Origin of the sequence: Serratia proteamaculans (assembly GCF_004684015.1) — a bacterium.
In the GTDB taxonomy this organism is placed as follows: Bacteria; Pseudomonadota; Gammaproteobacteria; order Enterobacterales; family Enterobacteriaceae; genus Serratia; species Serratia proteamaculans_F.
The window spans coordinates 230,820-242,559 of record NZ_SRIA01000018.1 but is presented as its reverse complement, the minus strand read 5'-3'; the positions used below and the strand labels follow the sequence as shown (position 1 = coordinate 242,559).

At 53.3% G+C, this 11,740-nt stretch carries 13 protein-coding genes; 8 read left to right on the top strand and 5 right to left on the bottom strand.

Going from position 1 to position 11,740, the window contains the following annotated elements; all coding sequences use genetic code 11:
• Positions 1-63 precede the first annotated feature (63 nt).
• Positions 64-378, top strand: coding sequence for a flagellar hook-basal body complex protein FliE (fliE, locus tag E5C26_RS14950; RefSeq protein ID WP_135317015.1), 315 nt, complete (start codon positions 64-66; stop codon positions 376-378).
• Positions 379-423: 45 nt separating this feature from the next.
• On the opposite strand, the gene E5C26_RS14945 is transcribed toward fliE, so the two are convergent.
• On the bottom strand, positions 424-1,023 hold the full coding sequence (locus E5C26_RS14945) for an NAD(P)H-dependent oxidoreductase (protein WP_135317014.1): 600 nt from the start codon (positions 1,021-1,023) through the stop codon (positions 424-426).
• Between the two features lie 145 nt (positions 1,024-1,168).
• Between E5C26_RS14945 and E5C26_RS14940 the strand changes: the two genes are divergently transcribed.
• Entirely contained in the window at positions 1,169-2,083 is a 915-nt protein-coding gene (locus E5C26_RS14940; RefSeq protein ID WP_135317013.1) for a LysR family transcriptional regulator, read from the top strand.
• A 546-nt stretch (positions 2,084-2,629) separates the two neighbouring features.
• On the opposite strand, the gene E5C26_RS14935 is transcribed toward E5C26_RS14940, so the two are convergent.
• From E5C26_RS14935 to fliD, 4 genes are all read right to left on the bottom strand, one after another.
• Entirely contained in the window at positions 2,630-3,496 is an 867-nt protein-coding gene (locus E5C26_RS14935; RefSeq protein WP_135317012.1) for a helix-turn-helix transcriptional regulator, read from the bottom strand.
• A 346-nt stretch (positions 3,497-3,842) separates the two neighbouring features.
• A complete protein-coding gene (gene fliT, locus E5C26_RS14930) occupies positions 3,843-4,211 on the bottom strand; it encodes a flagella biosynthesis regulatory protein FliT (RefSeq protein ID WP_135317011.1) in 369 nt (122 codons plus the stop codon).
• Positions 4,211-4,621 (bottom strand): flagellar export chaperone FliS, encoded by a 411-nt coding sequence (gene fliS, locus E5C26_RS14925; protein WP_135317010.1) that lies wholly within the window; start codon positions 4,619-4,621, stop codon positions 4,211-4,213. Before fliS ends, fliT begins: the two co-directional genes overlap by 1 nt.
• Before the next feature lie 27 nt (positions 4,622-4,648).
• Positions 4,649-6,046 (bottom strand): flagellar filament capping protein FliD, encoded by a 1,398-nt coding sequence (gene fliD, locus E5C26_RS14920; RefSeq protein WP_135317009.1) that lies wholly within the window; start codon positions 6,044-6,046, stop codon positions 4,649-4,651.
• A 281-nt stretch (positions 6,047-6,327) separates the two neighbouring features.
• Here fliD and E5C26_RS14910 point away from each other — a divergent pair, with 281 nt between their 5' ends.
• From E5C26_RS14910 to tcyL, 6 genes are all read left to right on the top strand, one after another.
• Positions 6,328-7,569 carry a FliC/FljB family flagellin gene (locus E5C26_RS14910; RefSeq protein ID WP_135317008.1) on the top strand — a complete coding sequence of 414 codons (1,242 nt, stop codon included), beginning with the start codon at positions 6,328-6,330 and terminating at the stop codon, positions 7,567-7,569.
• Positions 7,570-7,752: 183 nt separating this feature from the next.
• Positions 7,753-8,475, top strand: coding sequence for an RNA polymerase sigma factor FliA (locus E5C26_RS14905; RefSeq protein WP_012145661.1), 723 nt, complete (start codon positions 7,753-7,755; stop codon positions 8,473-8,475).
• Between the two features lie 57 nt (positions 8,476-8,532).
• Positions 8,533-9,042: a flagella biosynthesis regulatory protein FliZ gene (fliZ, locus tag E5C26_RS14900; RefSeq protein ID WP_135317007.1), complete on the top strand. Its 510-nt coding sequence runs from the start codon at positions 8,533-8,535 to the stop codon at positions 9,040-9,042.
• Positions 9,043-9,169: 127 nt separating this feature from the next.
• Entirely contained in the window at positions 9,170-10,162 is a 993-nt protein-coding gene (locus E5C26_RS14895) for a D-cysteine desulfhydrase (RefSeq protein WP_135317006.1), read from the top strand.
• Between the two features lie 114 nt (positions 10,163-10,276).
• Positions 10,277-11,077: a cystine ABC transporter substrate-binding protein gene (tcyJ, locus tag E5C26_RS14890; RefSeq protein ID WP_135317005.1), complete on the top strand. Its 801-nt coding sequence runs from the start codon at positions 10,277-10,279 to the stop codon at positions 11,075-11,077.
• The gene (gene tcyL / locus E5C26_RS14885; protein ID WP_037419074.1) at positions 11,077-11,739 is read left to right on the top strand and encodes a cystine ABC transporter permease; all 663 of its coding nucleotides are present in this window, start codon (positions 11,077-11,079) and stop codon (positions 11,737-11,739) included. The genes tcyJ and tcyL overlap by 1 nt, the downstream gene beginning before the upstream one ends.
• Position 11,740: the final 1 nt, after the last annotated feature.

Below are 11,740 nucleotides of genomic sequence, written 5' to 3'. Positions count from 1 at the left end.
TGCAGCATCAAAGTAGTGCCTGTCGCCATAGCGTCCGGCCGCCGCGTTTTTATTGGAGTCACCATGGTAATTCAGGGTATTGAAGGGGTATTGCAGCAGTTGCAAGCCACCGCGATTCAGGCTGGGCAAATGGATCGCGGTGCTGCCGCGCCGGGCGTCAGTTTCGCCAGCGAGCTGAAAACGGCTATTGACAAGATCAGCGATACCCAGCAGGCCGCACGCAAGCAGGCGCAGAATTTTGAGATTGGCGTCCCGGGCCTCAGCCTTAATGACGTGATGGTCGATCTGCAAAAGTCATCAATCTCGCTGCAGATGGGCGTGCAGGTGCGTAATAAGCTGGTTTCCGCCTATCAAGAGGTAATGAATATGGCGGTGTGATGGAATGGGCCCGAGGTTGAGGCCGGGATCTATAGACTGTTTGCTTCAGGAGATCAGTTCAACGATTTGCTTACGGGCCGCAGCCAGGCCGCTGTCTCGGCCATGCGGTTTCATATCGAGGCCTTCAGCATAAACGAACTGCACCTCACTGATACCCATCAAACCTAAAACGGAACGCAGGTAGGGCGTGACCGCATCGGTTTCTTGTCCGACATGCACACCGCCACGGGAACTGATCACCAGAGCTTGCACGCCTTCCACCAGACCGATCGGATACGTCGCGGTGTAATTGAATGTCACGCGCGCCCGTGCCACCAAATCAAACCAGTTCTTTAAATGTGTCGGTACGTTGTGGTTGTACATAGGTGCACCAATCACCACCAGATCGCTGACCTTGAGTTCGGTAATTAATTGGTCGGAAAGCGCTACCCCATCCTTGATCCGCTGGCTCGATATTTCGCCGCCGCGCAGCGCGCTGAATAATTCAGCGTCGAGAACTGGCAGGTTGAGTGCCACCAAATCGCGTACCACGACGTTGTCCTGCATCCCTCTGGCGCTACGTTCGCTCAACAAGCTGTCGATAAGCCCATTGGTGTGAGATTGGTCACCCATGATGCTGGATTTGAGTACCAGAATATTGCTCATAATATTTTCCTGTTCGTGGTTTGGCTAAATGCCATGGCGTTTACTTTGCCGCCGGGGCATTTGAGATAACCCATGCTAGCATTGCTTGTGATTCACCAATGGTGATAGTGTTTCACATCATTGATGTCATTTTGGACGCAATAAGATGAGAACTGAACTCAATGGGATACCGGTATTTGTTGCCGTGGCGGAAGCCGGCAGCTTTGCCAACGCCGCGGAAAAACTGCATCTGACGCGCTCCGCCATCAGTAAAATCATCTCCCGGCTGGAACAGCGGCTTGGGGTGATGCTGTTTCTGCGAACTACCCGCAGCCAAAGCCTGACGGATGAAGGGGTGTTGTTCTATGAGCACTGCCGGCAAGCATTGGCAACCATTAACAGTGCAGAGAGCTTGTTGGACAGCGGTAAAGTGCAGGTCAGCGGGCGACTACGGGTATCGATGCCGGTGCTGTTTGGTCATCTGTGCATTGCCCCCTTGCTGACGGACCTGGCACAACAGCATCCGCAACTGACCCTGGAATTGTCGTTTAGCGATCGAACGGTGGATCTGATTGATGAGGGTTTCGATCTGGCTATTCGCATTGGCGCCTTGCCGGACAGCAGCAGTCTGATTGCCCGTCAGCTAGGCCAGCACGGCATGACGTTTTGCGCGTCACCGGCCTATTTACAACACTATGGTGAGCCGCAATCGCCAGCAGAGCTTGGCCAGCATCAGGCGGTGGGTTATTTGCGGGCCGGTATCTTGCAGAAATGGCAGCTCAGAGACACCAGTGGTCACCTGCAGGAAATCAGGCCACAGGCAAGAATAGTCATGGATGATATGCAGGCTATTGCCAATGCCGCTGTCAGCGGTGCCGGCGTGGTTTGGCTGCCTTACTGGCTGGTTCGCGAGCAGCTTGCCGACGGTCGGTTGGCGGCTATCATGCACGATTACCACAGCGTAGATTTTCCGGTTAATGCCGTCTGGCCTTATGCCGTTTATCAACCCTTAAAAGTCCGGCTGGCAGTAGATCACTTGCTGGCGCAACTGCCGGCCAGATTGGCGCAGGTCGGACCTTAGGTGCGATGACGGGTTTTTAGTGGTGGGGTTTTGAACACTGAATTAGCATATTAGGCGTATTACCCTTGGTATAGCGATCACCAATCGCTGGAGTAACAGGGCAGAAACCCCGGTTCAACTCACATTGCGGCACTTGTCATGGAGTTATAATTTCCGGGTTAAGGCTATTTTTATTACCGGGAAAGACAATGAGCAGCAAAAGTGAACAAAGATGGCGGCTGTTGAGTATTTTAATTCTGGCCATTTTAGTCGTATTAATAATCGTTTTAATTAAACAAAGCTAAAAAACCCGGGCCACTTTTGTGGCCTTGCCGATTTATTTTCCCGCCAGTATCCGCATGACGTCTTCCTCGTAGGTCAGGCCCAGCAGCCACAAACCGAGCAACAATATGGCCAGGGAAAACAGCAGTTTTTCGTTGAGCATGGTTTATCACACCTGATAGTTTTAACGCCCGTCGATGCTATCTCACCCGGCTGTTTTCCGCTAACCCGGCCTGTATAAACGAGGTTCCCGTTGTTCAATGATTTAACTTATGCCTGTGGCTGTCATTCCTGCGCTTCCATCATACTGAGATGATCAGGGCGAATAGCGCCGGACTCCATTGCCCGTTGGTGGCCGCGAATGGCGGTGGGCGCAAAGCCAAAACGTTTGCGAAAACGTTCGGCAAACCGTGAAGAACTCTCATAACCGACGTGCTGGGCGATGGCGGAGATGGGCCAGTCAGTCGATTGCAGCAAGGCCAGTGCGCTGCTCATGCGTACGTCGATCATCAGATTACGCAACGACGTATTTTCTGCCGACAGCTTACGGCGCAGCATTACCTCACTCATCGACAAGGTGTCTGCCACCTCGGCCGCCGTCCAGATGTTATGCGGATCGGTTGCCAGGCAGCGGCGCACCCGCTGAGTTAAATTTCTGGCCTCGTTATGTATGAAGTTGATATTGAACTGTTTGAGCCACAGCAGAATTTCCAGCATTTTGTGGCGAATGATGACGGCGGGGAAACGATGTTTGAGTGCCAGCGCCAGACTGGTGGTTTCAAAACTGTGAATCAACGCGCAGGGCAGGTTGCATAACGCCAGCACCGCGTCGAAAGCCGTGGTGGGCTGGGGCTCAACCTGGGCCGGTGCCGCGGCGAGCAGCGACGGATCGCAGGTCAGCAACTGGCAACTGAACACCCCTTCCTCAGAGGGTTCATTGATAATATCCACGGTTTGCCCCCCGTCGATAATCAACAACTCCCCGGTATGGGCCACCACTTCACGCTGTTGCCAGCGCACGCGTTTGTGACCTTGCTGTACCAAATACAGGTGAGGTTGTTCAAAATAAACTGAAGGGAATAATAATTCAGTATGCTGAATGATGTGTGCTGAGGCACCAATTCCTGGACAAAGATTAATTGTACGTTCCATCGATATTCATTTCGCAGCCAGTATCTGAGAATATCTTTACGCTTTGATTGGCGTTGGAGCAACATTTTTCCATGCGTTGTGAAACACAACGACGTGTTTTTTCTCTCAAAAATCAATTTCCTGCTGAACAGAAAACGTCCGTGTCGGCGTAATATCTATCCGTATCCTGGCGGCGCTGCATGCGGCACCCGCATCAGCTGGGGCGAATATATTCGCTCCCTATTCACCGGGTGATAAATATTATGGGTGTAAATAATTCAAATGCTACGGATTAATATCCTGACTTAACCGCAGAATAATAGTGCATACTGCTATTTATTCTACTTTTTCCGTTATTGTTAACAACTCATCTGATTTGTGGCTCTCCCAGCAGCAGGGCGCGATCGTGAAACTGGCCATAGGTGCTGTTAACCACGTTCTGACGCGTGGACTGACCGATCAACTCCTTCAATTGGTCCATACGTTGTTGCAGCAGACGTTTGAGTTCGGTTTCATTGTCCAGGATTTGCTGCAGCTTATGGCGCAATAATTCTTGTAACGCCATTGATGGACCGGCCTGACCGGTAAAGGCGGCCGTGCTTTCCACCGCAGTGACATAGGCCAGTTCCAGTTCGACCAGGTCCTCCCATCGTTCGGTTTGCGCCAGGGCGATCATCTGGCTGCTCAGGCTATATATTTGCTGATACGCGGCTAGCAATTGCTGTTGACGTTCCATTATACGGCGTCCTGAGAGGGGTGATAATTGGGGCCAATCTGGCGCCAGGCGTCGGCAATATTTTCCAGCAGCTTGACCACTTCGGTGATCGCCGCCTCGTCATTATGCAGGTTGGCCTGCATCAGGCGCCGCTTCATATAGTCATACAGCGCCGCCAGATTATCGGCCATTTCGCCGCCCTGCTGGGGGTCGAGACCACTTTTCAGGCCGTTATCGATGATATTGATGGCCTTAGACAATGCCAGCCCCTTGCCGGCGATATCACCCTGGTTCATCAGTATCCGTGCGCGTAACAGGGCGCTAAGCGCCCCGTCGAAAAGCATCACGATTAACTGATGCGGGCTGGCGCTCATTACGCCGCTTTCCAGACTGACCTGGGCGTAGGCTTGAGTTCCGCTTCGGTTATACATGTGATTTATTACCTGGTTAAAAAGTTCTTATTTGAACTGTTGGGTTAAATAATTACCGGTGCTGCCCAACTTGGACATCATGGTATCCAGTTGAACGAATTGTTGTTTATAGCGATCTATGGTGTTTTGAATACTGGCGGTTACTGTCGTTATCTGGCTGTTCAGGCGATCGAGATTGGTATTAATACTTTTGGTCGAGTTCTCGATGATGCCGCCGGCCTTGATGTAATTTTGGATCTCGTTGTGGATCTCGGTGGCCATACCGGTGTCCTTGCCGTTGCCGGCGAAGAAGTTGGCCACCTGTGCCGGTTTTTCATCAATGGCTTTGTTAAGCTTGGTGCTGTCGATCTCCAGTTTATTGGTTTTGGGGTTGGTCGAGATGCCCAGGTTGCCCAGACCTTTCAGTTCCGGGTTGTCTTGCGCAGCGCTGAGCGCGCTTTTAATCGACGACTGAATACCGCGCAGGGTGTTATCGCCCAGTAGTGCGCCGTTTTTGGCATTCTGCGCTTCACCGGTTTTGACCGGGGTGAATTTGCTCAGCGAGTTAAAGGTGTCCAGCAGCGTGTTGTAGTTATCGACCCACTCTTTGATTTTATCGGCGGTACCGGCTTTATCGGTGCTGATCACCAGGTTCTGTGGTGCGTCGGCTTTGGTGACGGCTTTCAGATCAATTGTCACACCCTGCAGTGCATCAACAATCGAGTTGGTGCTGCGTTTGATCGGCGTGCCGTTGACCTCGATCAAAGCATCCTGACCGGCCACGGTTTGCTTCATCGAACCGCTTTTGGCCTTGTTGTCATAGTTGAGGATGGCCCCGAGCTTATCGTCATTATTGACCTGCACCGAAACAGTACTTTTCTCGCCGGTGGTGGTTGAACTGAGTGCCAGTTGGTAGTCGTCATCCCCTACGCGCATGATGGTGGCATTGACGCCGGCCTTGGCGTTGTTAATCGCATCGCGCATTTCCACCAGCGAGGTTTGCTCATCGCTCAGTGGGATCTTCACGTCTTTTTGCGGATTGCCTGCGGTGATGGTAATGGAGCGGTCGCTGCTGCCAGGTGTGCCCAGTGTATCGGTCTGATTGGCAATCGGGGTTTGGGTGGTCAGCGTTTGCGGCTGAGCCAGTGCATTCACTTTAACAATGTAGTTGCCCGCCACGGCTTTATCGGTAGTGGTGATGGTGAACTGGTCGTGTTTGCTGGCGGTGGTATTGTTGAAAAATGCCGGTTTCGCCAGTTCTTTACTTAAGTTATCGAACTTTTCCAGCGAACCTTTCAAGGTGCCGTAAGCGGTCAATTGGGCGTTATAGCTGGTTTGCTGGGTGGTATAAGGCGTCAGCCGCTGCTGTTCCGCTTTGGTTAGCTTGTCCAGCAAGCCGTTGAGGTCAAGTCCTGAGCCGATGCCTAATGAGCTGATCGATGCCATGGGTAATTCTCCTTGATTATGACTTTATTCGCTTTACGCGTTATCGGCCCAGTGGAGAAAAAGTTTACCGAAAAAATAAAAAACTGATGACGCAATAGAAGAAGGAAAATGGGCGTTATTTCTGCCATTGCCGCCAAGCGAAAAAAAAACAAAAAATTTCTAAAGGTTGCAGGGGGAGGGCCGATACCTGATGGGACGGTGGTTGACGCCGTGGGCAAAGCAGCCCGAACCATTTAAACCCTGTTGCGAAGATCGCAATTGACTCGTAAGGAAAGCATACAATGGCACAAGTAATTAACACCAACAGCCTGTCGCTGATGGCGCAGAACAACCTGAACAAATCACAGTCTTCTCTGGGTACTGCGATTGAGCGTCTGTCTTCTGGCCTGCGTATCAACAGCGCCAAGGATGACGCCGCGGGTCAGGCAATCTCTAACCGCTTCACCGCTAACATCAAGGGCCTGACTCAGGCTTCTCGTAACGCCAACGACGGTATCTCTCTGGCGCAGACCACTGAAGGCGCACTGAACGAAGTCAACGACAACCTGCAAAACATCCGTCGTCTGACCGTACAGTCTCAGAACGGTTCCAACTCTTCCAGCGACCTGCAGTCTATCCAGGACGAGATCACTCAGCGTCTGTCCGAGATTAACCGTATCTCTGAACAAACCGATTTCAACGGCGTGAAAGTGTTGAGCGGCGACCAGAAACTGACCATTCAGGTGGGCGCTAACGATAACGAAACCATCGATATCGATCTGAAAAACATCAATGCTCAAACTCTGGGCCTGGACAAGTTCAGCGTTGCTGATGGCGTTGACCCTACCAAAGTGGGTGCTGCGGTAACCACTATCACTACCGGTAAAGATATTGCTATCACCAACACCACCAACAAACAGGCTAACGGTGCTGCACCAGCCAGTTTCATCAAAGATGATGCGAGCGGTGATGTTTACGCTGTGGGTACCGATGGTAAGAACTATAAAGCAACCATTGATAAAACTTCTGGTGATATCACTGCGATTGCTGCAACTGAAACCACGGGTTTGACCGGCACTAGCGCAACCAGTACTGTTAAGCAGGAAGTGGCCGCATCAGGCCCAGATGCTGCTAACCTGAAATCCTACGACGGTGGCAAATCTTACGTTATTCAGGAAGGCACTGGCGCAGATGCCAAGTACTTTAAAGCCACTGCAGACGGCGCTGGTAAAGTAACTAAAGGTGCTGAAATGAGCACCACACCAAAAACTGAAAACCCGCTGGCAGTATTGGACAAGGCACTGTCTCAGGTTGACGGTCTGCGTTCTTCCCTGGGTGCGGTACAGAACCGTTTCGATTCTGTTATCAACAACCTGAACAGCACCGTGAACAACCTGTCTGCTTCCCAGTCTCGTATTCAGGATGCTGACTACGCGACCGAAGTGTCCAACATGAGCCGTGCCAACATCCTGCAACAGGCTGGCACCTCTGTTCTGGCACAGGCTAACCAGTCTACTCAGAACGTGTTGTCCCTGCTGCGTTAATCGACTCTCCCCGATTAACCTGTCGCAAAGAACCCCGCCTCGGCGGGGTTTTTTTATGATGGCGAGTTGTGCAGATAGTGCATGGCGCAAATAAGGCCTGTTTTGTACGACTGTTCAGCCGATTGGCATTTTGCCCCCTACGGATAATAGCGCTGACTCTCTTATCCGCAGGTTTTAGACATAGTGAGCGATTTGTATACCGCCGAAGGCGTGATGGACAAAAATTCTCTCTGGCTACGCTACGTTCCGTTAGTGCGCCACGAGGCGTTGCGCCTGCAGGTCAGGCTGCCCGCCAGCGTGGAGCTCGACGATCTGCTGCAGGCCGGAGGCATCGGCCTGTTGAACGCCGTTGAGCGTTATGACGCCATGCAGGGAACGGCCTTTACCACCTACGCGGTGCAACGTATTCGTGGTGCCATGCTGGATGAGCTGCGCAGCCGAGACTGGGTGCCACGCAGTGTGCGTCGCCATGCGCGTGAAGTGGCGCAGGTCATGCGGCAATTGGAACAGCAACTGGGCCGCCCGGCCAGCGAAGTGGAAGTTGCGCAGACGCTGAATCTGTCACTGGATGAGTACCGTCAAATTCTGTTGGACACCAATAACAGCCAACTTTTCTCCTACGACGAATGGCGGGAAGAGCATGGCGAAAGCGCGGAACCGCTGCTGGAAGGGCACGAAGAGGCCAATCCGTTACATCATCTGCTGGAGGGCAATCTGCGCCAACGGGTGATCGACGCCATCGAGGCGTTGCCGGAACGCGAGAAAATGGTGCTGACGCTGTATTACCAGGAAGAGTTGAACCTGAAGGAGATCGGTGCCGTGCTGGACGTGGGGGAGTCGCGTGTCAGCCAACTGCACAGTCAGGCGATCAAACGCCTGCGCGCCCGTTTGGCGAGCGAAAACTGACATGCATTCAACTCTGAACCTTCAACCTTGCCACCCTTGCGAAAACCGGACTGCCTAATGCCAGGAATATTGTTGAAAAAGCGGCCGCTGAGCCGTTATTTGAAAGATTACAAACACAGCCAGACTCATTGCTCCCAGTGCGGCAAGTTGTTGGATCGCATGGCGTTGGTGTTCCGTGGCAAGATCATCAATAAAGACGCCATCGCGCGTATGGATCAGCCGATTGACGATCACGTCTGGCTGAACGTGCAGAATGAGCTGACCGCACTGTGCCGTTTCTGCAGTGAAATTTCCTGCAACAGCCACCCGAGCTATTTCGACATTATGGCCTTCAAGCAGTATCTGTTTGAACAGACCGAAATGAGCCACAGCACCATTCGCGAGTACGTGGTGCGCCTGCGCCGACTGGACGAAATGCTGGTGGAGCGCAACTACCCGGCCGACAAGTTTGCCAGCAACGCCAGCCATCAACGCATTATCGAAGACTTGCCTTCTGCGGCACACAACAATTACCGCATTGCCCTGCGTAAATACGACCAATATCTCGCCTGGCAAAGAAGCTACTGACCTTGCCTCCCCGGCCGGCCTGCCGGGGTTTTCACCGCTCTCCCATCACTAATAAAGAGTGATTATTAGGTTCACATCTGCTAAATCTATCCTTTAGCTATTGATACCTGATTCCCTGGGGGAAGTTGTGAATCTGCAACAAAAATTGGCGCAGTTCCCGCGTCTCGATTTAGTCGGCTCTGCCACACCGCTCGAAAAGCTGTCTCGCCTCTCAGACTACCTTGGCCGTGAAATTTACATCAAACGTGACGACGTCACACCGATGGCGATGGGAGGTAACAAACTGAGAAAATTGGAGTTTTTGGCCGCCGATGCCCTGCGCCAGGGAGCCGATACGCTGGTTACCGCCGGTGCTATTCAATCCAACCATGTGCGCCAAACGGCGGCGGTGGCGGCCAAGCTGGGCCTGCACTGCGTGGCGCTGCTGGAAAATCCGATCGACACCCAGGAAGAAAACTACCTGACCAACGGCAACCGCTTGCTGCTCGGGTTGTTCAACGCGCAGGTGGAAATGTGCGAAGCGTTGCACGATCCGCAGCAGCAGTTGGCCGATCTGGCTACACGCCTCGAAGCACAAGGTTTCCGCCCCTATGTGGTGCCGGTTGGTGGCTCTAATGCCTTGGGCGCGTTGGGTTACATACAGTGTGCGCTGGAAATTGCCGAGCAGAGTCGACGCAGCAATGTCGCTTTCAGCTCGGTCGTGGTGGCGTCTGGCAGTGCCGGCACCCATGCAGGGCTGGCGGTCGGTCTGCAGCAACTGTTGCCAGAGACTGAACTTGTCGGCGTAACCGTTTCACGCAAAGTCATCGACCAACTGCCCAAGGTGGAACTGATCCAAAAAGCGCTGGCCAGCAGTTTGGCCATCGATGAACTGGCACCTATCACACTGTGGGATGATTACTTTGCGCCGCAGTACGGCATGCCGAACGAAGAAGGCCTGGCGGCAATTCAATTGCTGGCGCAACAGGAGGGCGTGTTGCTGGATCCGGTGTACAGCGGCAAGGCAATGGCCGGGCTGATCGACGGCGTAGCCCAGCAACGTTTCCGTGATGACGGCCCGATTCTGTTCATTCACACCGGCGGGGCACCGGCGTTATTTGCCTACCATCCACAGGTGTGACCGTGCTTGGTTATTCCATTTTGAACTATATTTATAATGTTATATTCCTATATTCAGATGTTGTGGCTGTTAAAGTGCTGATATCAAAAAAGATAAACAACAGATGGGGTGTTTATGATGTTTTCTAAAGTTCGTCGTCAATTGCTGCTGGGTGTGATGGGCGTGGCGCTGACCGCCGGTTTGAGCACGCAAACCTATGCCGCCGATAACCTGCTGGAGCAGGTGAAGCATCACGGGACCCTGGTGGTAGGGCTGGAAGGCACATACCCGCCGTTCAGCTTCCAGGGGGAAGACGGTAAACTGACCGGCTTCGAGGTGGATTTTGCCAACGCGCTGGCGCAGCATCTTGGCGTTAAAGCCAAGCTGAACCCGACCAAGTGGGACGGCATGCTGGCCTCGCTGGATTCAAAACGTATCGACGTGGTGATCAACCAGGTGACCATTTCGCCTGAGCGCCAGAAGAAGTATGATTTCTCCACCCCTTACACCGTCTCCGGTATTCAGGCGCTGGTGAAGAAGGGCAATGAAGGCACCATCACCAAGCCGGAAGATCTGAAGGGCAAGAAGGTCGGCGTCGGCCTGGGCACCAACTACGAACAGTGGCTGCGCGACAATGTGCAGGGCGTGGACGTGCGTACCTATGATGATGACCCGACCAAATACCAGGATCTGCGCGTAGGCCGTATCAATGCCATTCTGGTTGACCGTCTGGCAGCGTTGGATCTGGTGAAGAAAACCGGCGATACGCTGGCGGTCGCCGGCCCGGCGTTCTCTCGTCAGGAGTCTGGCGTTGCGGTACGTAAAAACAACCCGGAACTGCTGGCCGCGATTAACCAGGCGATTGCCGAAATGCAAAAAGACGGCACGCTGGCGAAGATCTCTGACAAATGGTTTGGTGCGGACGTAACTAAATAATGCACGAAAGTATTCAACTGGCGCTGGATTCAGCGCCATTTTTATTGAGGGGCGCGATACTTACTCTCCAGCTCAGTCTGGGGGGCATGGCGCTCGGTTTATTGCTCGGTTTTCTGCTGGCGCTGATGCGCCTTTCGCCGTTGTGGCCGCTGTCCTGGTTGTCACGCTTCTACGTGTCGCTGTTCCGTGGCACGCCGCTGATCGCCCAGCTGTTCATGATTTACTACGGTTTACCGCAGTTCGGCATCGAGTTTGATCCCTTCCCGGCGGCGCTGATTGGTCTGTCGCTCAATACCGCGGCCTATACCTCGGAAACCCTGCGTGCGGCGATCTCGTCAATCGAAAAAGGGCAGTGGGAAGCCGCGGCCAGCATCGGTATGACCCGCTGGCAGACGCTGCGCCGGGTGATCTTGCCGCAGGCGGCACGTACTGCATTGCCGCCGCTGGGTAACAGCTTTATCGGCCTGGTGAAAGACACCTCGCTGGCAGCGACCATTCAGGTACCGGAACTGTTCCGTCAGGCACAGTTGATTACCTCGCGCACGCTGGAAGTGTTTACCATGTATCTGGCGGCCTCGCTGATTTACTGGGTGATGGCGACGCTGCTTTCTGCGCTGCAAAATCGTCTGGAAGCCCACGTCAACCGCCAGGATCAGGAGTAAC